Consider the following 23,769-nt stretch of genomic DNA (forward strand, 5'->3'; position numbering starts at 1 on the left):
GCCACGCCCTCGGCCTGCCCGCCACCTCCCTCGCCTGGGGCCTCTGGGAGGACGACGGCATGGGCAGCCGACTCGGCACCGCCGACCTCGCCCGGATGGCACGCTCCGGCATCGCCCCGCTGAGCGTGGCGGAGGGGCTGGCCCTGTTCGACGCCGCGCTCACCTCGGACGAGCCCCTCCTCGTCCCCGCCCGGCTCGACCTCGGCGCGCTGCGGGCCGCGGGCGACCGGGAGCGGGTGCCGGCGCTGCTGCGCGGCCTGGTCGGGCCCCCGGCGGCGGCGCGGCCGATCGCCGCCGCCACGGCCGCACCGACCGCGGACGCCACTCCGCCGTGGGTGCGCAAGCTCGCCGAGGCCGCCGGGCCGGAGCGGGCCAGGATCGCGCTGGACCTGGTCGGCGCGGCGGTCGCCGAGGTGCTCGGGCATCCGGCGAACCGGCCGGTCCCGGCCGAGCGCGGCCTGCTGGACCTCGGCCTCGACTCGCTGACGGCGGTCGAACTGCGCAACCGCCTCAGCGCCGAGACCGGCCTGCGGCTGCCCACCACCCTGCTGTTCGACCACCCGACGGCCAGCGCCCTCGCCGCCCACCTGCACGGCGAACTGGCCGTCCGCCTCCCCGGCGGGGCGGGCGCGCTGCTCGGCCACCTCGACGACCTGGAGGCCGCCCTCGCCGCCGCCCCCGACGACGAGGAGACCCGCGAACGGCTGGCCGCCCGGCTGACCGCCGTCCTGGCCCGGCTCGCTCCCGAGGCGCCCACCCGCCTCGACCTCGCGGACGACGACGAGCTGTTCCAGCTGATCGAGGACGAGCTGGGCGGCGCGGAGTGACCGCGGACGGCCGGGCCGCCACGCCCCGCGCAGGGGTGGCGGCCCGGCCGTCGGGCGGGTCCTGGCGGACCGGTGCTACGCCGGGAGCCGGTCGACGTTGAGCTCGACCCAGGTGCGCAGGTGCGCCAGCGGCACGCAGGCGTCCTCCCCGAGGTCGGTGAGGCTGTACTCGACGCGGGGCGGGACTTCGGCGAAGATCTCCCGGTGGACGAGGCCGTGCTCCTCCAGCCGGCGCAGCGTCTGGGTGAGCACCTTCGGGCTCACTCCCTGCAGGCGGCCGCGCAGGGCGCCGAAGCGCTGCGGGCCCTCCTCCAGGGCGCCCAGGGCCAGCGCGCTCCACTTGTTGGCGAGCAGGTCGAGCAGGTCGCGGCAGGGGCAGGCCGCGGCGTAGACGGACTTGGGGTCGGTGGCGTCGGTGGCGGAGCTCGTCATGGCCCAATAGTACCCAACGGGTACCAGTAGCCCTTGCGGGTAACCACTACCTTTCCCATACGGTCGCCGACGTGCCCGGATCTCCCCGGGCCGTCGGCCCGGTTCCCCCGGGCCGGTCGCACCAGCGAGGACACGAGGAACCCGCCGTGAGCACGATCCCCACCACCATGCCCGCCGTCGCCTACCGCCGCAGCCTGCCGATCGACCACCCGGAGAGCCTGGTCGACGTCGAGCTCCCCGTCCCCCGGCCCGGGGCGCGCGACCTGCTGGTCCGGGTCGAGGCCGTCGCCCTCAACCCGGTGGACCACAAGATCCGGCAGAACGTCGACCCGGGCGGCGAGCCCAAGGTGCTGGGCTGGGACGCGGCCGGCACCGTGGTCGCCGTCGGCAGCGAGGTGGAGCTGTTCCGCGTCGGCGACGAGGTCTACTACGCCGGCGCCCTCGACCGGCCCGGCGCCAACTCCCGCTACCACGCGGTGGACGAGCGACTGGTCGGCCACAAGCCGTCCTCGCTCGCCTTCGCCGAGGCCGCCGCCCTTCCGCTGACCGCGCTGACCGCCTGGGAGGGCCTCTTCGAGCGGCTCGGCGTGCGCGGCGGCGCCCCGGAGCAGCCCGGGACCCTGCTGGTCACCGCCGCCGCGGGCGGCGTCGGCTCGATCACGATCCAGCTGGCGCGCGCCCTCACCGGCCTGACCGTCGTCGGCACCGCCTCCCGCCCGGAGAGCGTCTCCTTCGCCCGCCGGATGGGCGCCGACCACGTCATCGACCACCGCGAGCCGCTCGGCCCGCAGCTGGCGGAGGTCGCACCGGGCGGCCTGGACCACGTCTTCAGCACCACGGGCACCGTCGACAACCTGGCCGCCTACGCCGAGGCCCTCAAGCCCTTCGGCGGGATCGTCGCCATCGACGACTTCGACACCCTGCCGGTGGGCCTGCTGAAGCCGAAGAGCATCGCGTTCCACTGGGAGTTCATGTACACCCGCTCGATGTTCCGGACCGCTGACCGGATCGCCCAGCACCACATCCTCGACCGGGTCGCCCGCCTGGTGGACTCCGGCGTCCTCGCCACCACCGCCACCCGGAACCTGGGCCCGCTGACCGCCGCCTCCCTGCGCGAGGCCCACCGCCTCCAGGAGTCGGGCACCGCCATCGGCAAGACCACGCTCACCGGCTGCTGACCGCCGGCCCCGCGGCACCCCGGCCTTCCCCGTCCTCCGGCCGCCGGTCACACTGGCGCGGGCACAGCAGACCGACGACCGGACGGGGGCCGCATGGCACGGGGCAGGAAGAAGCGGAAGAGACCGCTCGCGGAGGGCGCCGGGCGCCCGCCGAAGGCCGCCCGGAGGCGTCGGGGTTCCCGGGCGGACGCCTCCTTCGCACCCCGCACGGTGCGCCGCGCCGCTCTCGCGGTCGCGGTGCCCGCCCCGCTGCTGCTGGTCGGGCTGATGGTGCTGGCCGCCGACCCGGACGTCTCGGCCGTGTGCACGGTCCTCGCCGTGCTGGTGCTGATCTGCGCGCTGGGCGGTCTCATGGTGGTGCGCACCAGCGGCTGGGTGCTCTGGCCCGGCGTGCTGCTGGGCGTGCTGCTGCTCGCCCTGCCCACCGCGACCACCCGGGCCGAGGTGCTCGCCCACCGCGCCGAGCGCACCGAGGTGGTGATCACCTCGGCGCACAGCGCCAGGGACCGCAGCGGCACGGTGCACTGGACGTGCGGGATCCGCCGCGCGGACGGGCGGCCCCTGCCGCACGCCTCCTTCGACGGTCTCGGCTGCGACGGGGCCTCCGACGTGGGCTCCACCACCGGCGTCCTGGTCGACCCGGGCGGCTGGGTGCCGCCCGCCTCGACCGACCTCGACCTGTCGTTCCTGTCGGCCGGCGTCTACGCGGTGGCCGCGCTCGCGCTGCTCTGGGCACTGCTGGTCACCGCGGCCGCCCGCCGCACCCTGCGCACCGCCGGCTCCCGAACGGCCGGGCACCCGCCGGCCCGCCGCCACGGGTGACCGGAGCGGAACCGCACCGCTCCCGCCCTCGTCCTCAGCACGGTGAGCGAGCAGACCCCCACCACCCCCGCCCTGACCTACTTCCGGGCCACGCCCGCGCTGTGGAGCGCCCGGGACATCCCGGGCTGGCGCGAGGACGGCCGGCTGCGCGGGTTCTACACCTGGTTCCTGCACCCGAACGTGGGCATCGACCTCGTCGAGGAGAAGCGCTCGCTGCTCCGGGACCGCGCCTACGCCCGGCGGCTGCGCACCAGCCTGGAGTACCTGCTGGAGCAGCAGCCCGCCACGCTCGGGACCTGGCACGCCATCACCGGCTACGACATCCACTTCTACGGCGAGGGCGAGCTGTACGGCTTCCTGCTCGACCTGCACGCCTTCTTCTTCGGCGACCGGCCCGGGCCCCCGGAGGACCCGGACCCGGACCGGCCGTCGCCCCCGCCACACTGGACGTACTGGGCGCGCTTCACCGGCTGACGCGCCCCGGGGACCCGCCAGGGGCCCCGGGGCGCGGAACGGACGGACCCTACGGCGCGATCGGGAGCCGGCGCTTGTGCTCGGTGGCGCGGTAGCGGTCGACGATGATCTCGAAGACCCGCCCGTCCACCGGCTTGCCCTCCAGGAAGTCGTCGATGTCGTCGTAGGTGACGCCGAGCGCGTCCTCGTCGGCCTTGCCCGGGTCGAGGGTCTCCAGGTCGGCGGTCGGGACCTTCCACACCAGCTCGGCGGGCGCGCCCAGCGCGTCCGCGACGGCGCGCACCCGGCGCTTGGTCAGGCCGGTGAGCGGGACGAGGTCGGCGGCGCCGTCGCCGAACTTGGTGAAGAACCCCGAGACCGCCTCGGCGGCGTGGTCGGTGCCGACGACCAGGCCGGACAGCGCGCCGGCCACCGCGTACTGGGCGATCATGCGCTGGCGGGCCTTGATGTTGCCGTGGACGAAGTCCTGGTGGTGGGCGTCCCGGAAGGTCACCCCGGCCGCCAGCGCCGCATCCAGCGCGGCGTCGCTCGCGGGCTTGACGTCCACGGTCAGCACCTCGTCGGCCCGGATGAAGGAGAGCGCGAGCTTGGCGTCGTGCTCGTCGCCCTGGACGCCGTAGGGCAGCCGCATCGCGTGGAACCGCGCCTCGTGCCCGGCGGCCCGCGCCCGCTCGACGGCGAGCTGGCAGAGCCGGCCGGCCGTCGTGGAGTCCACGCCGCCGCTGATGCCGAGCACCAGCGAACGCAGACCGGTGGTCACCAGTCGCTCGGTCAGGAAGGCCACGCGGCGCTCGATCTCCCGCTCGGCGTCGAAGGTCTCGGCGACCTCGAGTTCGCGGGCGATCTCCTCTTGCAGGGCTATGGACGCCGACTCGCTCACGGCTGCTCCTCGTTCCGGTTCGCTGGGTTGTGCCGGGCCCACCCTATCGGGGGCGCCTGCCGCGGATCGGCGCCGGACACCCGGCCGAATTCCCCGTCGGACGCCGCCGCCGGGCTCCGTGTCGGCACGGCGAATGCCGGAAATCCCCGGTCGCCGCATGCCGTACCATCGATCGCCAGATCGACGTCCGGAATTCCATTCGGAATCGGCACCGCCGATTTCACCGTCGGCGAGGTGAACGAAAGGCGTCCCGGATCCGAATTCCGCGGGGCCACACCACCCGCGCGCCCCGCGCGCCCCCGTCGGCGGCGGGGACGGCGCCCGGCCGTCCACCATCCGGACGTCTCGCCGTCTTCGCAGGTCAGAGCGGTGCAGCGGGCGTCGCGCCAGGGCCGGTGGCCGTACGGCGGCACCCCGGGTCCGGGCCACCACGCCCCGGCCTGTGCGCTGTCACGCGCCGCGGCTCGCTACGGAGCGGAAACCGCGCCCTGGAGTGAATATCCGTCCGGAATACGCGCCTTCACGCCGTTGTAACCTCGCCCTCACAATCCCAATACTTCCGATTGTCACAGCGACGCCGGGCAGCGCCCCGGATCCCGATCGGCCGCCGCCCGCCGGAAGCCGCCCCGTACCGCCGGCCTCCCGCTCCCGGGCCCCAGCGACCGCCGCGTTCCCCCGCATTCCTCCGTGGTGCCGCACGTCCGTCCCCCGAACACCGCCGCACCGCGACCGCTCCACGCACCCCACCCACCCCCGTCCGTGCACTCCCCTGCTCCGAGGAGGGTCCCGTTGGACAACCGGTACGAGGCCTACGCCTTCGCCGATCCGATCTTCTACGACTCGCCCCGTCGCTGGGGCGCCACCGAGGAGTTCGACGCCGTCACCCGGCCGCTGCCCGCCGGGTGGGAGCGCGGCGACCTGGAGATGTGGGCGATGCTGCGCCCGACCGACGTCCGGATCCCCCAGCAGGGCTGGAAGATCCACGTGTCCTCGACCCCCGAGGACGCCGAGCAGGTGCTGGAGGAGGTCCACCGCTTCTGCCTCGCCGAACGCGTCGCGTTCAAGTTCCTGCGCGGGCTGCCGATCCTCCAGGTGCAGAACTCCAAGTACGCACCGCGCGGATCCAGCGGCAAGTTCTGCACCCTCTACCCGCGGGACGACGCGGAACTCGAGCGATGTCTGCACGGCCTCGGTCCGCTGCTCGCCGGCCGCCGGGGCCCCTACATCCTCAGCGACCTGCGCTGGGAGGACGGCCCGCTCTACCTGCGGTACGGCGGGTTCGCCGAGCGCTACACCCGCAACGCGGCGGGCGACAAGGTGCTCGCCCTGGAGGACGGCGAGGGCCGGCTCGTCCCGGACGTCCGGGGCGCCGGGTTCGCGGTGCCGCCCTGGGCGCCGGTGCCCGCCTGCATCGCCGCGGCGGTGGCGGCGCGCGCCGCCCAGCAGGACGACGAACTGCCCTACACCGTCGAACGGGTGCTGCACTTCTCCAACGCGGGCGGCGTCTACCTGGCCCGCGCCGAGGGTCCGGACGCACCGCCCGTCGTCCTCAAGGAGGCCCGGCCGCACGCCGGGCTGGACCAGCGCGGGACCGACGCGGTGACCAGGCTGCAGGCCGAGCACGACACGCTCGCCCGGCTGGCCGGGGTGCCCGGCGTCCCCGTCCTGCACGACCTGCTGACCGTCTGGGAGCACCGCTTCCTGGTCCAGGAGTTCGTCGAGGGCGAATCGCTGAGCCAGTGGCTGACCGGCCACTACCCGCTGATCCACCCGGACGCCGACGAGGAGGCCGTCGCCCGCTACACCCGCGAGGCGCTCGCCATCGTGGCGCGGATCGAACGGACCCTGGACGGCATCCACTCCCGCGGGGTGGTCTTCGGCGACCTCCACCCGCGCAACGTGATTATCCGGCCGGACGGCGAGATCTGCTTCATCGACTTCGAACTCGCCAGCACCGTCGAGGACTTCGTCCGCCCGGCGCTGGGCGCGATGGGATTCACGGCCCCGCCCGGCTACACCGGCGCCCAGATCGACCACTACGGCCTGGCCGGCATCCGGCTCTGGCTCTTCCTCCCGCTGGCCCAGCTGCCGGCCCTGGACCCGGGCAAGGCCGCCGAGTTCGCCGACGACATCGAGGCCCGCTTCCCGGTGCCGGCCGGCTACGCCGACGGGATCCGCCACCTGCTCGGCGCGGCGCCCGGCGACGGGCGCAGCGACCGCCCCGAACTCGGGATCCGCCGCCGGGAGGCGGGTGCGCTGCTCGGGGCCACGGCCCCCGACTGGCCCGCCCTCCGGGACTCGCTGGCCGAGGGGATCCTCGCCACCGCGACCCCGGGGCGCGCGGACCGGCTCTTCCCCGGTGACGTCGCCCAGTTCACCCGCGGCGGTTTCGGCCTGGCCCACGGCGCGGCCGGCGTGCTGTACGCCCTGCACGCCACCGGCGCCCGGATCGAGCCCGACCACGTGCGCTGGCTGGTCGACGCGGCCCGCACCCGTCCACTGGGCCCGGGCCTGTACCACGGCGGGCACGGCGTCGCCCAGGTGCTCGACCTGCTCGGCGAGCACGAGGCGGCCCTGGACCTGCTGGAACGGCTCGGCACCTCGCCCAAGGAGGACGTGGGCGCCGGACTGGCCGAGGGCGGTGCCGGTATCGCCCTCGCCCTGCTGCACTTCGCCGGGGCCACCGGCGACGCCGGCCTCCTCGACGCCGCCCGGGCCTTCGGCACCGCCGCGGCCGACGAGGCGCAGCGGGGCGGCACGGACGGCGGCCGCCGCCGGACGGGCCTGCTGGCGGGCGCCTCCGGAGTGGCGCTCGCGCTGGTCCGGCTCCACGAGCGCACCGGTGACCAGGCCCTGCTCGACCGGGCCGAGGCCCTGCTGGAGCTGGACCTGGAACGCTGCGTGCGGGTCGCGGACGGCACGCTGCAGGTGCTCGACGGCCGCCGGGTGCTGCCGTACGTCGAGACGGGCAGCGCAGGCATCGGCCTCGCCCTGGAGGCCCTGCTGGCACACCGCCCGGACAGCCCCACCGCCGACTGGGCGCCGCTGATCCGCCGGGCCGCCGAACCCGAGTTCGTCATCCAGCCCGGGCTGTTCAACGGGCGGGCCGGACTACTGGGCTACCTGGCCCGGTGCCGCCCGGCCGATGCCGGGGAGGCCGCCCGCGCACGGCGCGCCGTCGAACGCCACCGCCGCCTCCTGAGGCTGCACCAGGTCACCTACCAGGGGTGGCTCGCCTTCCCCGGGGACCAGTTGCTGCGGCTGTCGACGGACCTGGCGACCGGCTCGGCCGGGGTGCTGCTGGCGCTGGGGACGGCCCTGGCGGACACCCCGTTCCTGCCCTTCACCGCCGCCGAGCCCGGCGCCCGGCCCTGCGCCGATCCGGCGACGGACCCGACCGGCGCCCCGGCGTCGGCCCCCTGAGCCGCCGTACCCGCCCCACCGTCCCGGCCGGGAAGCACGCCGGGACACCCATCGGGCGCCGCGAGCACCGCGCGCCCCCACCTGCCCCCGGCCACCAGGCCGGGTGATCCACCCGTCCGAAGAGAAGGAGAAAGTCATGGCGATCCTCGACCTCCAGACCATGGAGCTGCCCGAGACCGAGGCGGCCCCGATCGACGACACCCTCGCCTCCACCAGCTCGCTCAGCGTGCTGAACTGCGGCACCAGCACCGTCAGCACCCTCGTCTGTCTCTGATCTGAGACTCCCCCGGCCGGGGGCGGCACCCCCGCCTCCGGCCGGCCGGTCCGCAGCAGGCTCCCTGCTGCGGACCGGGCCGTCCGGTCCGCCTGGTCAGCGGGCCGGACGGTGACCGTTGTGCCGCGCGGCCCGCCGGGCCGCGCCACCCAGCCCGGAGCAGAGAGGGGTCCCCCGTGGCGGACCAGGTCCCGCCGCCCGCCGCAGGTGCCGCGGGCCCGGTGCGGCTGCGCCGTGAACTCACCCGTGAGCCCGGCCGCCTCGCCCTCGCCCTGCTGCTGGCGCTCGCCGCGACCGCCGCCACGATCGCGCTGCCGCTGATCCTGCGCGAGGTCATCACCGACTTCTCCGACCACCGCCCGCTCGCCGCCGACGCCACGTGGATGTGCCTGGCCGCCGCGGGCAGCGCCCTCGCCCAGGCCGGCTGCGGCTTCCTGCTCGCCCGGATCGGCGAGCGGATGGCCTACCGGCTGCGGATCCGTCTGATGGAGCACGCGCTGCGGCTGCCGCTGGCGGTCGTGCGCACCCAGGGGACGGGCGAGCTCGCCGCCAGGGTCACCTCGGACGCGCTGCTGCTGCGCCAGGTCGTCGACGTGGCCACCCAACTGCCGCTGGCCGCGCTGACCGTCGTCGCGACGCTGGCGGTGATGGCCTGGATCGACTGGCTCCTCACCCTGGTCACGGTGGTGGCGCTGGCCGCCCTCACCCTGGTCGTGGTCCTGGTGCTGCGCCGGATGCGGGCGAACGTGACCGGTCAGCAGGACGCCGTCGGGCACATATCCCAGCGCTTCACCGCCAACCTCCAGGCCCTGACCACCATCAAGGCCTACCGGGCGGAGCCGCTCGCCACCCGGGCGCTGGCGGCCGACGCCGAGCGGTTGCGGGCGGTCTCGCTGGACGGCGCCCGGCTGGGCGCGCTGATCCCGGCCGCGCTCACGCTCGGCAACCAGCTCGCGATGATCGCGGTGATCCTCACCGGCGGCGCCCGGCTGGCCGACGGCTCACTGGCCCCGGCCGCCTTCGCCGCGTTCCTGCTCTACCTGCTGCAGACCATCCCCTCGGTCAACACGCTGGCCAGCGGGATGGGTCGGCTGCAGTCCGGCCTGGCGGCCCGGGACCGCTGCAACGACCTGCTGCGGATGGCGCCCGAAGCCGATCCGGAGGACACCGGCCGCGGGGCGCCGACCCCGCTGCCGCACGCACCGTCCGTGACGTTCACGGGCGTCTCCTACACCCACACCGGGGCCGAGGACCCGGCGCTGCGCGGGGTCTCCTTCAGCACCGCCCGGACCGGGCTGACGGCCCTGGTCGGCCCCTCCGGAGCCGGCAAGAGCACCGCGCTCTGCCTGATCGACCGCTTCATCCGGCCGTCCTCCGGTGCGATCACCGTCCTCGGCCACGACACCCGGCACTGGCCGCTGGCGGCGCTGCGCGCCCGGATCGCCTACGTCGACCAGGCCTTCACCCTGCTGGAGGCCACCGTCCGGGAGAACCTCCAGCTCGGCCGGGCCCAGCCGCTCGGCGAGGCCGAACTCGCGGCCGCACTGGCCTCCGTCGGACTGACGGAGGACGTCGCCCGGCTCCCCCGGGGCCTGGACACCGTCCTGGGCCGGGAGACGGACCTCTCCGGCGGCCAGCGCCAGCGCATGGCGCTGGCCCGCGCGCTGCTCTCGGACGCCGACATCGTCCTGTTGGACGAACCGACCAGCCAGCTCGACGGTCTGAACGAACAGCGGCTGCGCGCGATCGTCGACGACCTCGCGGCGACCCGGGCCGTCATCGTGGTGGCGCACCGGCTGTCGACGGTCCAGCACGCCCACCACGTGATCATGATGAGCGAGGGCGGGGTGGTCGACGCGGGCGACCACCCCGCGCTGCTGGAGCGGTGCCCGCCCTACCGCGAACTGGTCGCCGCCCAGGCCCTCCCCGCGCACTGACGTGCCGTCCGCCGGCCCGCGGAGCGGGCGAGCGGGGGCACGGGGCGCGGCCGCGGGGCTCGGGAGGCCCTCTCGACGCGGGCGGGCCGAGGCGTCATCCTCGACCGGGTGTGCCCGCTGCGCGGCCCGCCGCCCGACCGCGTGCCCTCCCGACCCAAGGAGCCCCATGGACCGTCCGCGCCTCGTCCTGGACCCGACCGGCCGCGCCCGCGAGGCCGAGACCGCCGAGCTGTGCGCCCGCGGTCCCGCGACGCCGGTCGACATCCTCGGTGTCGAGGCCTGGGCGGTGGCGGACCCGCTCCTGCTGGAGGAGCTGCTGAGGGACCCCCGGGTCTCCAAGGACGGGCACCTGCACTGGCCGGCCTTCGACGACGTGGTGCCCAAGTGGCCGCTGGCGCTCTGGGTCGACGCACGGAACATGTTCACCGCGCACGGCGCGGACCACCGCCGGCTGCGCCGCCTGGTGGGCGGCGCGTTCACACCCCGGCAGACCAACGCGCTCGCCGGTCGGGTCGGCGCCCTGACGGACGCCCTGCTGGACGGGATCGCCGCGACGCCGCCGGGCGTCACCGTCGACCTGCGCGAGCGGCTCGCCCACCCGCTGCCGATCCGGGTCATCGGCCACCTCATGGGCCTTCCGGCCTACCTGGAGGAGCGGTTCCGGCAGCACGTCGACCGGGTCTTCGACACCACGCTGACGCCCCAGGAGTCGGCGGCCAACGCGGCCGCCTTCTACGCGATGCTCGACGACCTGATCTCCGCCAAGCGCGAACGGCCCGGCGACGACCTGACCTCCCGGCTGATCGCCGCCCGCGACACCGAGGGCGACGGTTCGGCCGCCGCCGCGCTGACCGAGCAGGAGCTGCGGGACACCCTGCTGCTGGTCGTCTCGGCCGGGTACGAGACCACGGTGAACCTGATCGACAACGGCATCGCGCTGCTGCTCTCCCACCCCGAGCAGCTCGCCCTGGTCCGGGCCGGCGAGGTGCCGTGGAGCGAGGTCGTCGAGGAGGCGCTGCGCCGGGACGCCCCGGTGGCGCACCTGCCGCTGCGCTACGCCGTCGAGGACATCCGGCTGTCGGCGGAGGTGACGATCCGCCGGGGCGAGGCCATCCTCGCCGCCTACGCGGCCGCCGGCCGGCACCCGTGCCGGTTCGGGGCGACCGGTGCGGAGTTCGACGTCACCCGGCCGGTGAAGGAGCACCTTGCCTTCGGCCACGGCCCGCACTTCTGTCTGGGCGCACCGCTGGCCCGGCTGGAGGCCGAGACGGCGCTGAGCCGGCTGTTCGATCGCTTCCCCGGTCTGACCCTCGCGCCGGGCGCCGAGCTGCTGCCGGTCGAGTCCCTGATCTCCAACGGCCACCGGTCGCTGCCGGTGCTGCTCTCCGGCCCGGGGGCGGCGGAGGCGTAGCGCCGCCGCGGACCGGTACGCGCCGCCCTGTGGCGGCCCGTCGCCCGGGCCCGAGGGCGCCGAAAAAATCGCACACTCACTTGTTGTCAGTGTGATCAGATGTGTGGACGCTGTGGCGTCGCACGCCACAGGGGAGGATCGGCCCACCCACGAACCGGGCCCCAGGTCACACGGGAGACGCACCATCAACACCGCCATACGCAGGGCCGCCCGCGGCACCCTGCCCGTCGCCGTCAGCGCCGCCGTCCTCGCCGCGGGCCTCGCCGCCTGCGGCACCGTCGAGCAGCTGACGGCCGCCCAGAAGGTCTCCAAGGCCTTCGGCAAGCTCGGCGACGCCCGGTCCGCCGGGGTCACCGTCTCCGTCGAGGCCACCCCCGAGCAGATCGTCGCCTTCGGCAAGGCCTCCGGGGAGGAGGTCGAGCGGAAGAGCGCGGAGGCCCTGTCCGGCCTGAACGTCACCGTGGCGATGGCCGCCGACAAGCCGCTCAAGGACCTCGACACCTTCAAGAACGCGCAAAGCTCCGGCGGCACGCAGGACCTGACGTTCGACAGGTCGCTGCGCGTCTCGTACGTGCTCGCGGACAAGAAGGGCACCGCCCTCCTGGAGTACCGCCAGGTCGACGCGAAGGGCTACCTGCGCGTCGACGCCAAGGGCCTGGTGAAGCTGGTCGGCGAGGACCCGGCCGAGGTGGACTCCGTCACCCGGGACCTGCCCGCCGACCTCGACGCGGTCAAGCAGGCACTGACCGGCAGCTGGGTCTCGGTCGACCTCCAGGAACTCGCCGACGCGTCCAAGAAGTCCGACAGGGCCAAGCCGAACGCCCCCACCGGCCGGCCCACGCTCGACCCGAACACCGCCCGGCAGCTGACCGACTCGCTGAAGGACGTGTTCTCCCGCACCGTCACCTTCGAGGACAAGGGCAAGAAGGACGGCACCGAGCACCTCCTGATGAGCGCCCCGGCCCGTCAGCTGGTCGACGAGGTGCTGAAGGCCGTCAAGCCGCTGTCCGCGAAGTTCCCCCAGCAGTTCGAGAAGCTCCCCGCGAAGGCCCCGGCCGGCGTCCCGGACCGCAAGGTCGGCGTCGACCTGTACCTGAAGGGCGGCGCGCTCTCCTCGGCCACCTTCGACCTGGCGCAGCTGGAGGAGAAGGCCGGGCCGGACGCCGCCTTCCCGGTGAAGCTCGCGTTCAGCGAGACCGCCCCCGCCGTTCAGGCTCCCGCCGGCGCCCTCAGGATCACCGGGACGGACATCGGCAACGCGGTGCTCGCCTTCGCGGGCGCCGCCGCCGAGAAGGACGGGCCCGGCACCGCGGGCACCGCCGGCACCCCGGGCAAGCCGCTCACCGACGCCCAGGTCAAGGAGCTCGTCGGCCTCGGCATGCCCGAGGAGCAGATCCGGATCTTCAACCAGCTCGGCATGGACTACGAGGAGATCAAGGACCTCGCCAAGAACGGCTGAGCAGCGCGCGTCGCGGGGCGCGGGGGACCGGACCGACCGGCCTCCCGCGCCCCGCGGCCGTTCCCAGGCACGGGCTCACCGGCTCACCGGCGCGGCGGCTTGCCCAGCACAACGGATCGCACACAGACTTCCCCCGGAACTTCCCCTTCCCCCCACCGGAGGACTGCGATGACCAACGCCAAGCGCGGATCGGAAGCCCTGCTCGAGGCCTGGCGCAACGCCGGACGCCCGATCAGCGACGAGTTCGTCGCCGGCCTCGCCGACATCACGTCCGAGCTCGTCCTGGAGCGGATCCACATCCGGGGCATCCCCCGCCCCGACGTCCTGCAGGCCTCGTTCCGGCTGAACGGCGACGGCTCGCAGGTCGGCGCCGTGGTCCAGCAGGTCGCGGACCTGGCCCGGCGCACCGAGCTCACCGACGACACCTCGCTCTTCTACTTCACCCGGGGTCTTCCGCCCGTCTTCGACCAGGTCCTCGAGGTGGCCGTCGGGACCGGCACCCGCGCCCGCTGAACCCCCGACCGGGCACCCCCGATGACGCTCACCGGCCGCCGGTCCGTCCTGCAGGTCCACCCCACCCGGCGCTGCAACCTCCGCTGCCTGCACTGCTACTCCTCCTCGGGCCCGGAGGTCGACGAGACCACCGAGCTCGCCGTCCTGCAGCGGGCGGTCGCCGACGCCGCGGCCCTCGGGTACGACGTGCTGGGGGTGTCCGGCGGCGAACCGACCCTCTACCGGCCGCTCACGGAGCTGCTGCGCACGGCCCGTGCGCACGGCATGCGCACCACCGTCACCAGCAACGGCATGCTGCTCACCGGCCGCCGGCTCTCCGAACTGGCGGGACTGGTCGACGTGCTGGCCATCTCGCTGGACGGCGTGCCGGACAGCCACGTGCGGATGCGCCGGGACCGGCGGGCCTTCACGGCGATGGAACGCCGCCTCCCGCTGGTCCGGGCCTCCGGGATCCCCTTCGGCTTCATCTTCACCCTGACCCAGTTCAACGTCCACGAGCTGGCCTGGGTGGCCGACTTCGCCGTCACCTCCGGCGCGTCGCTGCTCCAGATCCACCCGCTCGAAGCGGAGGGGAACGCGGTGGACGCCCTGCCGGACGCGGTGCCCGACGTGACGGAGATGCTCTTCTCGGTGCTGGAGGCCGCTCGCCTGCGGTCCTCGACGGACCTCGTCGTCCAGCTCGACCTGGTGGAACGCGGGAGTCTGGTGGCCCGGGCCGACCGCTTCCTCCCCTACGGCGACCCGGACGGCGACTCGGACGGCGACCCGGCGGGGCGGATCGGCTCCTGGCTCTCCCCGCTCGTGGTCGAGACGGACGGTGCGGTCGTGCCCCTGGTCCACGGGTTCGACCGCCGGTACGCGCTCGGTGACCTGCACCGGGCGCCGCTGTCCGACCTCGCCCGCACCTGGGACCCGGCGCCCTTCCGGGACCTCTGCCGGCGGGTGCACACCGAGCTGGCCGGCGAGGCCGGGCCGGCCTTCATGAACTGGTACGACGAGGTCACCCGCGCCTCGCGGGCGAGCCTCGTCGGCTGAGCCGCGTCGGGCGGCGGCCGGACGGCGGCCCCGTGTCCCCGGTGGAGTCACCGGGACACGGGGCCGTCCGCTTCCTCGGCATCAGACCCGGATGCTCTCGACGTCCGAGGTCGAGCTGGTGAAGCCGTTGGTCGTGATGATCCTCAGCTGGACCTGCTGGCCGGGCTGGAACTGGCGGCGGTCGATCCGGACCCTCGGGTCCTTGAGGCCCACCCCGATCGTCTGCCACGTGACACCGCCGTCCGTACTGACCTGGGCGGCGAAGGTCTGACCGGGCTCCGGTACCCGGCCGCCGAAGTCCAGGTCGAGCCCGAACGCCCCGTCGGCCGACCCGGCGTGGCGGGCGGCGAGCAGGGGCGGCGGCGGTCCGCCGGGCCGGAAGGTGTCCACCACCTGCCCGCCGACGACCAGCTCGATCGAGGCCGGGCTGGGCCCCACCGGGACGACCGCGTCGACCAGGCCGGTGCGGTCCTCGCCCGGGTCCGGGTCGGATCCCAGCTTGACCGTGACCGGGAAGTCGCGCACCGGGGCGCCGTCGCCCTGTCGGACCCGCAGCACCACCGGGACCTCGCCGTTCGGCGCGGCGCCCTCCGCGGCCTGGTCCGGCTGGGCGGCCGCCGCGGTCACCGGGTTGACGAAGCGGATGCCGCCCTCACGCCGGGTGAGGTCGACCGTGCCGACCACGCTGACCAGCTGTTCGCCGGCCGGTTCCGGGCCGCCCACCGCCTCGCGGTGCATCGCCCGCGCGGCCGGTGCCGGAGCCACCGCCGTCACGGACAGCTGCGGGAAGCGCTCGTCGGGGCGGCCGCCGTACGACCTGGTGACCCTGAGTTCCTCCCTGGCGGGTGGGGCGGCGGGCACCGGAGCCGGCGGGGCGGCGGGCCCCGGGGCCGGCGCGGCGGGGACGGGGGCCGGCTGGGGACCGCCCACCGCCAGGGCCTCCTCGGCCACCAGGCGCCGGCGGATGCCCTCGTAGGTGTAGCTGCTCATCCACTGGCGGTTGCAGTAGGTCATGACGTCGTGCCACACCACGCCGGCCATCGCGGCCATCGGCACGCCCAGCTTCGGGTCGCCCACGTCGAACCCGGCGAAGGTGGCCGGGCCGTCCGCGAGCTGTCCGTTCGGGAACGGGTATCCCAGCAGGTCGTCGGGGGACTCCCCGCAGAACCCGGGGTGGCGGCGGCCGAAGGTGTGGCCGAGCTCGTGCCCGCCGTACCAGTCGCTGTAGACGCCGTCGAAGTCCCAGCCCCAGTCCGCGGCTCCGCACGGTGACGAGGCGACGGTCGCCGGGTCCGGCGCCGCGGGCACGCCGGAGGAACACCCGCGCATGAAGAACCCTCCGTCGGCGACCTGGCCGATGTAGTGGGTGCGGCGGTCGCCGCCCGCGCTGATGTCGAGGGCGCGGATGGCGGCGAGCTGGGCGTTGGTGTCGTTGCACGCGAACGGCGCGGCGGCCGTCACGTCGATGACGGTGTGTGAACTGATCACCTCGGCCACCGGGTAGGCGCGCTTGAGCCAGCTGATCAACGCGGTGTAGTCGAGGTCACGGGGAGTGTGCGTGGTCGGCGGGTCCCCGTCCGCGTAGCGCAGGCCGAAGACCCGCACGCGCAGCGGCGGGGAGCTGTGGAACCACACCGTCGGACCGTTGGCAGGAACGCTGAGCGGGACGGGCGCGCCGGTCAGCGAGTCGCTCAGGGTGAGCGACCTCACGCTGAGTGCCCCTTCGGCCGTCAGGGCGGGCGGCAGCAGGAAGTTGAGGCTCAGGTCGGCGTCGGCACGGCGGGTGGGCAGGTCGAGGGGGGCGTTCGGGTCGAGGGTGAGGGTGTTGACCGAACGGACGGTGGATCCGGGATCGGTGGGGGACCTCAGCACCGTGAGGGTGCCGCTCACCCCGGTGACCGGGCCGATCGTGCCGCTCACGTAGGCGCGGACCACGGTCGTCTTGCCGGCGATCAGGGTGACGCTGTGCTGGAGGTCCTGCACCGCCTGGGTGACCTCCGTCGCGTCGAGGACTGCGGTTGTCGGAGTAGTCATGGCTGACCCCTTGGAGGTACGTTCCGGCCCTTTCAGGCTATGCCCGGCGAGGGCCGCTCGCGCGTCCTGCGGGGCGGCCGGAAAGGGCCCGGAGGCCATGCCCACCAAGGTCCGTACGGACACGCATGATCTGACCGGCAGGGCCCGCACCGGCCGTGGGCCGACGCGGCCGGACCGCCGCCGGCCGAGGTGGCGGGCGGCGGTCCGGGCGGGCGCCGACGGTCGGTCAGCGGTGCGTCCGGAACCGCTTCACCTTGTCGATGAAGCCCACCGAGACCTCCTCGTCCGGGGCGTCCGCCATCGTGACCGCGGTGGACATCGCGGCGGCGCCGAGGACCGGGTCGGCGGCGCGGTCCACGTGCACCGTGACGAGGTTGCGCCCGGCCGGCGGCGCGGGCTCGCGCGGGAAGCTCACCTCGGACTCCACCAGCAGCTCCGCCGGGAAGCGCGGGTCGTCCGTCGGCCCCGGCCGGCGCTCGACCACACCGAGCTTGCCGAAGTCCCGCACCATCGCGTTGATGGCGTCGAGGTAGGGGGTGGGCAGCCAGCGCAGCCAGGTCCGCCGCGTCCCGAACGCGGCCAGCCGCTCGCCCATCGGGCGGGAGGTGTCCACCACCACCTCGTAGTCCTCCTCGGCCAGCACGTGGTTGGGCACCCGGGCCGGCCAGAAGGTGGGCAGGTACGGGTCGTAGGGGCCGAGCCCGAGGGAGCTGCTGTACTCGTAGCCCGACCGGCAGCTCGCGGTGTCGGTCTGCCACGGCACGGCCATCCACCGGGTCAGGTCGCCGGGACCCTGGGCGTGCAGCGGTCCGTCGAGGGAGAGCGCGACGTCCGGGGTGAGCGCCTGGCCGTAGAAGGGCGGCGGCGGGGCGGCCGGGTCCCGGTGCCGGATCCGGAAGGGACTGCCGTACAGCGTGGTGTGCCGCATCGGCCAGGTCAGTTCGCACCCGGGGTGGAAGGCGTCGGCCAGGCAGAACGACAGCGCCGCCCGGTCGAGGGTCTCCGGCCGCTGGGCGAACGGGACCTCGTCCAGGGAGGACGGGGGCTCGGCCGCCGGGTCGTGGTCGTTCACGAAGTCCCCGCGGGCCCAGCGCTGCAACAGCCGGTACTGCAGCGGGGAGAGCGTCATGTGCTGGCGCACCGACGTCGGCGGCAGGTTCATCGCGTCGCCGTAGACCGCCGGCCAGGGCACCGGCGACACGCCGTCGCGGTCGTAGTCGCGCACCGCGAGCCACACCTGACGGCGCAGCTCCCGCTGCACGGGCGAGGGGTCCGCGAGCGCCGCGAGCCGGGCCGGGTCGAGGAGGTGCTCGCGGCCGCCGTGCCCGAACTGGACGGCCAGGCCCTTGTTGACCCACTGCAGGCCGGAGAGCCGGCGCAGCACCGGCAGGACGTCGCGGGTGAACGACACCTGCGGCGGTTCGGGGAGCAGCCCGGCCTCGAAGAAGGAGCCGCGCACCAGGTCGTACATGGTCCGCACCGACATGAGCTCGGGCGCGTAGTTGGGCGGTGCGGTCACCACCCAGCCCGGCTCGACCGGGATCCGCCGTCCGTCGATGCTGACCTCGGCGGTGACCGGGCCGTCGGAGGTGTCGTCGTACCAGCCGTCGTTGTTGGCGAAGGTGTCGGCAGGGGCGTCGGCGGCCGAGGCCGAGACGCCGTGCCCGCCGAGGAAGATCAGCCGGCCGCTGTCGTCGGTGCGCAGCTCGCCGAGGTAGACCCGCCGGTCCATGAAGGTGCCGGTGTCGAAGCGGTACTCGGGCGCACCGGAGCGGTTGCGGCCGCGCACCGAGCGGCTCCCGGGGTCGATGGTCAGCAGGCTGCGCTGGTCCGCCGGGATCTTGGCGTTGCGCAGGTTGCTGGCGTCGGCCTGCCCGGCCTCCGGGATGTCCAGGGCGATCTGGAACTGGTACCAGGCGGCCTTGGAGTTGGCGACGTGCACCGTCCAGCGCAGGTCGGCGTTGTCGGCGGTGAGTTCGGCGACCGGCTCGCCGGCCGCGTTGTAGCCGTAGACCCGGAACCGGACGCCCTGGCGCTTGAGGGCGCCGGTGACGTCCTTGTAGCTCCCGGGGGGAGCCACCGCCGGCTGGTCGACTTCGGGGGCGAGCACGAAGTCGTCCATCATGCTGTCGCCGACCCGGGCCACGCCGATCGCGGGGTGCACGGCGGCCCGGACGATCCGGGTGTCCCGGCCGGGCGGCGGGGTCAGCTGCGGGCGGGCCGGGCCCGGTTCGGCGGCGGGGACGCCGTTGACGTCGCGGCGCTGCTCGGCCGAGGCCCGGTAGACCGTCCGGCGCACCTCGGCGATGCTGCCGACGGGGCGGTGCTCGGCCAGCGAGTGCCACGGGTTGTAGGCGAGGTTCTCGCCGTAGGCTGCCTGGCCCCGGGCCGTGACGTCCTGCTGCTGGAGGGTCAGCCGGGCGACCTTCACGGGGGTGCTCGCGCTCTCCTCCCAGCGCACGGTGGCCGCGTCCAGCGGCATCGTGTCCGGGTCGGTGCGGAACTGGACGAGCAGGTCGAAGGCGGCCGTCCCGGCGGCGAGCCGGTGGGCGAGGTCGGTGCCCAGGTAGGCCGGGTCCTCGTCGGGCGGCGTCGCGGTCGGGTCGCCGGGTTCGCAACCGACCGGCACCAGCTTGTACTTGACGAAGCGGTCGGCCCCGAAGGCGTAGGGCAGCACGCCCCAGTAGGTGGTGGTCAGGACGCTCGGCTCGAAGACCGCCATCGCGTCGAGGATCTCCCGGGTGACCGGGTGCGCGTCCAGGTAGCGGTCGTAACTGCCGTCGACGACACCGGCCTTGGTGAACTCGCACATGTCCTGGGCGGTGTCCACGAAGAAGACGTCGAAGTTCTGCATCAGCAGGTCCTGGGTGCCCGCCTCGGTGTCCCCCTCCAGCAGCTTCGGCCCGGGCACCCCGAACAGCTTCACGCCGATGCCGAGGGTGGTCTTCAGGTCGGGGCTGCCGGGCACGGTGTCGCTGGAGAACCGCACCCAGGCGGTCAGTCCGCCGGGCTGCTCGTGCGCCGCCCGCAGGAAGCCGACGCGCAGCTCGGCGGGCAGGTCGTCGGCGACGGTGAGGACGCCGCGGGCGACGCCGTGCGGTTTGAGGAACACCGGGCGCTTCACCGGGTCCTGGCCGCGGGCCATCCTGGCGCCCTGCGTCATGTCCACGAACATCTGCTTCAACGCGGCGGCGGCGTCCGCCGTGCAGTCCGGCAGGGGCGGCCCCCCTGCCGACTCGTCGAAGGGTTCGGGCTTCCCGATCATGCTGTGCTCCCGTCGGTGCGGCGGCTGGTCCGGTGGCTGCTCCGGTGGTCCGGTGAACGCCGCTTCCGGCTGCCCGGCCCCGGTCCAGCCTGCACAGGACGTCCGCGAACTGCGCGGCGACGTACGCCCGAAACGAGCACTGCCCCGGGCTGCCGCGGGCCCGGTCACTCCAATCGGCCAGCACCGCTCGCCCCGCCCTGGGCGCCGGGGGCAGCGTCGTCAGTGGCCGGTCGTGCCCCGGAGCGCGGGGGCGGCCGGACTCCTCGAGGAAAGGGAAGAGGGATGGCCAAGGAAGGACTGCGCGTCACGGTCCAGGGCGACCTGCCGCACGACGTGCTGGAGCGGATCGGGAACGCGGTGCGGAAGGCGGTGCTCTACGAGGTCGCGGAGCTCGACCTGGTGCCGCCGCTGCGCGAGGTGCCCCTCGCCGGCGGCGCCCGGGACGCGGTCGACGCGGTGATCCACCGGCCGGGTCCCATCGGGATCCAGATGGCCCCGGAGCAGTAGTGGCCGACGCCGGGGGCGGCGGGGCCCGGACCGGGGCCACCTGCCCCAGCAGCACCTGCAGTCCGGGCCACCTGCTGCTGGGCATCGTCCGGCCGGACGGGACGGTCGCCGCGCTGCGCCAACCGATCACGGTGGACGCGGAGTTCGCCGAGCGGGCGGCCGCCCCCGGCCGGCGCCCGGCGGAGTCGCGGTTCCGCTTCGCCGGGCCGTGCGTCGGGGCGGCCTGCCGCCAGTGGGAGGACGAGCGGTGTTCGCTCGGCGACGCGCTGGCGCAGGCGGGGCGCGAGTCGGGCGCGGCCGACACCGACGCCCCGCTCCCGCCGTGCGCGATCCGCCCCACCTGCCGCTGGTGGCTCCAGGGCGGTCCGGCGGCCTGTCACGTCTGCACCCGGGTGGTGCACACCGCCGCGCCCCCGGAGGCGGGGCGGGGTGCCTGATCCGGGCAACCCCGCGCGCCGGCCCCGCCCTGACCCGTGACCCGTCAGGGCGTGAGCCCACCCGTCGGCACGTACGGGTCAGGGCCTGCCGGCCGGTGCCCGGTCCGCCACCGCTCCGCTCTCTCCCCGGGCCCCGGCCGGGCCCGGCGGCGTCGCACCGGCGGGGAGCGGAACGGGCCGGGGCTCGGCGGCCGGGGCCGCCAGGGCCGCGAGGCGGCGGAGGCTGGCACGCCGCTGGAGAGCGCTGAGCCCGGTGGCCGCCGCGCCCAGGGCCAGCCAGCCTGCCGGGCCGGCCGTCATCACCACGCCGGTCAGCAGCAGCGGGCCCAGTGACTTCTGCACCGACTGGGACATTCCCGCCACGCCCAGGTAGGAGGCCCGGGCGCGCGGCGGAGCCAGGCTGACCGCCAGCTCCCAGGACGCCACCGAGCGCAGCAGCTCCGCCAGGGTGACCAGCATCGCCGCGGCCAGCAGGGCGATCGAGGCCCACCAGGGCCCGCCGCCGGTGGCGGCCGCGGTGAGCAGGCAGGCCGCGAGCAGCGTCACCCCGTACCAGCCCACCGCCGCGGCCGCCCCGCGCGGGCCCTCGGCCCGGGTCGAGACGCGCAGCTGCAGGACGACCACCAGCACGGTGTTGACGATCAGGAACGCGGGGACGACGGCGTTCGGAGCGTCGGTGTGGTGCACCAGCCACAGCGGCAGGCCGACGTTGAGGACGGAGTCGTCCAGGTTCAGCGGCATGTCCAGCAGGACGAAGAGCAGGTAGCCGCGGTCGCGCCAGGGGCTGGGGGCGGCGGCCGGGTCTGCGGGGGCGTCCCCGCCGTCGTGCGCCGCCGCCAGACCGCGGCCGGCGGGCTCCCGGGTGCGCCGGACCAGGGCGGCCGCCAGCAGGAAGGACAGCGCGTTGGCGACGATCAGCACCCGGTAGGCGGTGGCGGTGCCGACGGCCAGGCCGATCGCGGCGATGCCGGCGCCCAGCGCGTACCCGGCGTTGGCCACGCTGCGGAACAGCGCCTGGTACGTCCCCCGCCGCTCGCCGGCCACCCGGGTGGCGAAGAGCATCTCCAGGGTCTTGGCGGCCCGTTCGGCCAGGCAGGTCAGCGCCACCACCGGCAGCAGCGCGGCGAAGTCGTGGACGACCAGCAGCAGGCCCATGGTGCCCAGGCGCAGCAGGTGGCAGGCGATCAGCAGGCCGCGCACCGGGAACCGTTCGGCGGCCCGACCGGCCAGCGGCGACCCGGCGATGCCCGCCACGGCGGCCACCCCGAGCAGCAGGCCGAGCCGCCCGGCGTCCAGGCCGACGACGAAGGTGAAGTAGAGCACCGAGGCGGCCGCCCAGACACCCGTCCCGGTGCGGTCCACGCACTGCGCCAGCAACATGGTGCGGGCGTCCGGCCCGCCCGGCGGCCGCCGCAGTTGTGCTGTCAGTCCGTTCCCGTGTCCGGGCATGGCAGGTCCCCCGAGGTGTGATCGGCATCAATCTCGACGTCAAGATACTTCACGTCGAGATGGTTGGGGACCCCCGGGAGGCCCGGAGTCCGGAGCCACGCGGGCCCGGTCGGGCTGCTCGCACATCCGCACCGGAGCCGCGACCCCCGCCGGCCACCGCGCCGAGCCCCGCGGAAGGCCCGCACGGAGCCGGCTGCGAAATATCGCCGCGGCGGACCGCCGCCTGCTACAGTCGATTTAGTTGCAGTAGTGGTTCCCATGAACTTGTGTGCGCCTGCTGATATTGCAGGCGCATTTTTTGTTCCCCGGTTCTACCCGGTGGGCGCTCCATGCGGCGACTCGAAACCCGCACGGTGCGGGTTTCGGATGTCCCCTTGAAGGAGATTCTTTAATGGCTAATGGCACCGTGAAGTGGTTCAACTCGGAGAAGGGCTTCGGCTTCATCGAGCAGGAGGGTGGCGGCCCGGACGTCTTCGCCCACTACTCGAACATCAACGCCAACGGCTTCCGTGAGCTGCTCGAGGGCCAGAAGGTCGAGTTCGACGTCACGCAGGGCCAGAAGGGCCCGCAGGCGGAGAACATTCGCCCGCTGTAGTAGTACCTCTGCCACGGCACCCGCCGGGCAGTGAAGGGCCCGCACCGCGCACACGCCGGTGCGGGCCCTTCTGCGTCCTCCGCAGGGGGCCGTGCCGGGCGCTGGTACCGTGCCGCATGACACCGGACGAACGCGTGACCGTCCTGCACAACGGCAGGCTGAAGGCCGCGGGCATCCGCCGCGGCGACGTCGTCGCCTACGACTGGGGCTTCCGCCACGACGGGACCGATCTGATCCAGCGCACCTTCGTGCTGCTCGACGACCACGTGCAGATCAACCAGCCCGTCGCGTTCCCCCCGCAGCAGCGCGGCTGGTGGTACTGCGACCTCGTGAGCCTGGAGTGGGACGGCCCCGACGGCGACCTGTTGAGGACCCAGGACCTGTGGATCGACGTCATCGTCGGGCCGCCGGACCACCCCTACCGCCTGCTCGACCTGGACGACTACGCCGACGCCCTCGCGGACGGACGCATCGCTCCCGGACAGGCCGCCGACGGGCTGAGGCGGATGCAACGCTTCCTCGACCGCCGCCTCAACCGCCGGCACGAGGTGACGCGGACCTGGCCGGACTTCCCGCCCGCCGAGGTCGAGGAGCTCCTCACGGCCGACCTGCCACGTGACTGGCACCTGTCGGCCCGGCCGGAGTGACCCCGGGGCGGCACCACCGACGCGCCTGGCCCTCGCCGGCGCACGCGCCTGCCGCGGCCCGGTGGCCCGGCGTCCGGCCCCGGCGCAAAAGTTTTTTCCGACGACGTTGAACCGTTCCCGCCGCGGACGCGTGTGGAGGGTACCCGGGCGGCAACCGCCCGGATCGCCAA

General features: G+C 74.6%; 20 protein-coding genes. 15 read left to right on the top strand and 5 right to left on the bottom strand.

What is annotated here, in order from left to right; all coding sequences use genetic code 11:
• A partial coding sequence (locus ACIRS1_RS36890) for a beta-ketoacyl reductase (RefSeq protein ID WP_402846883.1) occupies positions 1 to 827 on the top strand: 827 nt, incomplete at its 5' end.
• Positions 828 to 902: 75 nt separating this feature from the next.
• On the opposite strand, the gene ACIRS1_RS36895 is transcribed toward ACIRS1_RS36890, so the two are convergent.
• Entirely contained in the window at positions 903 to 1,259 is a 357-nt protein-coding gene (locus ACIRS1_RS36895; protein WP_360223096.1) for a helix-turn-helix domain-containing protein, read from the bottom strand.
• A gap of 167 nt (positions 1,260 to 1,426) precedes the next feature.
• Between ACIRS1_RS36895 and ACIRS1_RS36900 the strand changes: the two genes are divergently transcribed.
• The 3 genes from ACIRS1_RS36900 to ACIRS1_RS36910 all read left to right on the top strand — a co-directional run bounded on the left by ACIRS1_RS36900 (position 1,427) and on the right by ACIRS1_RS36910 (position 3,733).
• Positions 1,427 to 2,437, top strand: coding sequence for a zinc-binding alcohol dehydrogenase family protein (locus ACIRS1_RS36900; protein WP_402846967.1), 1,011 nt, complete (start codon positions 1,427 to 1,429; stop codon positions 2,435 to 2,437).
• A gap of 210 nt (positions 2,438 to 2,647) precedes the next feature.
• On the top strand, positions 2,648 to 3,259 hold the full coding sequence (locus tag ACIRS1_RS36905; protein ID WP_402846885.1) for a hypothetical protein: 612 nt from the start codon (positions 2,648 to 2,650) through the stop codon (positions 3,257 to 3,259).
• Positions 3,260 to 3,301: 42 nt separating this feature from the next.
• A complete protein-coding gene (locus ACIRS1_RS36910) occupies positions 3,302 to 3,733 on the top strand; it encodes a hypothetical protein (RefSeq protein WP_402846887.1) in 432 nt (143 codons plus the stop codon).
• A gap of 49 nt (positions 3,734 to 3,782) precedes the next feature.
• Here ACIRS1_RS36910 and nadE read toward each other — a convergent pair whose 3' ends face one another.
• Positions 3,783 to 4,613: an ammonia-dependent NAD(+) synthetase gene (gene nadE, locus ACIRS1_RS36915; protein WP_402846889.1), complete on the bottom strand. Its 831-nt coding sequence runs from the start codon at positions 4,611 to 4,613 to the stop codon at positions 3,783 to 3,785.
• 789 nt (positions 4,614 to 5,402) lie between these two features.
• Between nadE and lanKC the strand changes: the two genes are divergently transcribed.
• The 7 genes from lanKC (at position 5,403) to ACIRS1_RS36950 (ending at position 14,665) form a co-directional block, all read left to right on the top strand.
• Positions 5,403 to 8,036, top strand: a complete 2,634-nt coding sequence (lanKC, locus tag ACIRS1_RS36920) for a class III lanthionine synthetase LanKC (RefSeq protein ID WP_402846891.1) — start codon at positions 5,403 to 5,405, stop codon at positions 8,034 to 8,036.
• Between the two features lie 136 nt (positions 8,037 to 8,172).
• Positions 8,173 to 8,310, top strand: coding sequence for a SapB/AmfS family lanthipeptide (locus ACIRS1_RS36925; RefSeq protein ID WP_350639260.1), 138 nt, complete (start codon positions 8,173 to 8,175; stop codon positions 8,308 to 8,310).
• 176 nt (positions 8,311 to 8,486) lie between these two features.
• Entirely contained in the window at positions 8,487 to 10,247 is a 1,761-nt protein-coding gene (locus ACIRS1_RS36930; RefSeq protein WP_387907602.1) for an ABC transporter ATP-binding protein, read from the top strand.
• A 166-nt stretch (positions 10,248 to 10,413) separates the two neighbouring features.
• Positions 10,414 to 11,658, top strand: a complete 1,245-nt coding sequence (locus ACIRS1_RS36935; protein WP_402846894.1) for a cytochrome P450 — start codon at positions 10,414 to 10,416, stop codon at positions 11,656 to 11,658.
• 103 nt (positions 11,659 to 11,761) lie between these two features.
• The gene (locus ACIRS1_RS36940) at positions 11,762 to 13,117 is read left to right on the top strand and encodes a hypothetical protein (protein ID WP_402846896.1); all 1,356 of its coding nucleotides are present in this window, start codon (positions 11,762 to 11,764) and stop codon (positions 13,115 to 13,117) included.
• Between the two features lie 168 nt (positions 13,118 to 13,285).
• On the top strand, positions 13,286 to 13,630 hold the full coding sequence (locus tag ACIRS1_RS36945) for a hypothetical protein (RefSeq protein WP_360222429.1): 345 nt from the start codon (positions 13,286 to 13,288) through the stop codon (positions 13,628 to 13,630).
• A gap of 21 nt (positions 13,631 to 13,651) precedes the next feature.
• Entirely contained in the window at positions 13,652 to 14,665 is a 1,014-nt protein-coding gene (locus ACIRS1_RS36950; protein WP_402846898.1) for a radical SAM protein, read from the top strand.
• Between the two features lie 81 nt (positions 14,666 to 14,746).
• On the opposite strand, the gene ACIRS1_RS36955 is transcribed toward ACIRS1_RS36950, so the two are convergent.
• Positions 14,747 to 16,699 carry a hypothetical protein gene (locus ACIRS1_RS36955; RefSeq protein ID WP_402846900.1) on the bottom strand — a complete coding sequence of 651 codons (1,953 nt, stop codon included), beginning with the start codon at positions 16,697 to 16,699 and terminating at the stop codon, positions 14,747 to 14,749.
• A 226-nt stretch (positions 16,700 to 16,925) separates the two neighbouring features.
• Positions 16,926 to 19,964, bottom strand: a complete 3,039-nt coding sequence (locus ACIRS1_RS36960) for a LodA/GoxA family CTQ-dependent oxidase (protein WP_402846902.1) — start codon at positions 19,962 to 19,964, stop codon at positions 16,926 to 16,928.
• Between the two features lie 282 nt (positions 19,965 to 20,246).
• Between ACIRS1_RS36960 and ACIRS1_RS36965 the strand changes: the two genes are divergently transcribed.
• Complete coding sequence (locus tag ACIRS1_RS36965) at positions 20,247 to 20,471, top strand: hypothetical protein (RefSeq protein ID WP_360222417.1); 225 nt, start codon at positions 20,247 to 20,249, stop codon at positions 20,469 to 20,471.
• Positions 20,471 to 20,908, top strand: coding sequence for a hypothetical protein (locus ACIRS1_RS36970; RefSeq protein ID WP_402846904.1), 438 nt, complete (start codon positions 20,471 to 20,473; stop codon positions 20,906 to 20,908). Before ACIRS1_RS36965 ends, ACIRS1_RS36970 begins: the two co-directional genes overlap by 1 nt.
• Before the next feature lie 78 nt (positions 20,909 to 20,986).
• Here ACIRS1_RS36970 and ACIRS1_RS36975 read toward each other — a convergent pair whose 3' ends face one another.
• Entirely contained in the window at positions 20,987 to 22,288 is a 1,302-nt protein-coding gene (locus tag ACIRS1_RS36975; protein ID WP_402846906.1) for an MFS transporter, read from the bottom strand.
• Positions 22,289 to 22,748: 460 nt separating this feature from the next.
• On the opposite strand from ACIRS1_RS36975, the gene ACIRS1_RS36980 reads away from it, so the two are divergent.
• Both ACIRS1_RS36980 and ACIRS1_RS36985 read left to right on the top strand, forming a co-directional pair.
• Positions 22,749 to 22,952, top strand: coding sequence for a cold-shock protein (locus ACIRS1_RS36980; protein WP_045694210.1), 204 nt, complete (start codon positions 22,749 to 22,751; stop codon positions 22,950 to 22,952).
• Between the two features lie 116 nt (positions 22,953 to 23,068).
• On the top strand, positions 23,069 to 23,599 hold the full coding sequence (locus ACIRS1_RS36985; RefSeq protein ID WP_402846908.1) for a DUF402 domain-containing protein: 531 nt from the start codon (positions 23,069 to 23,071) through the stop codon (positions 23,597 to 23,599).
• Positions 23,600 to 23,769: the final 170 nt, after the last annotated feature.

The organism is Kitasatospora sp. NPDC101176 (assembly GCF_044768035.1).
Lineage (GTDB): Bacteria > Actinomycetota > Actinomycetes > Streptomycetales > Streptomycetaceae > Kitasatospora.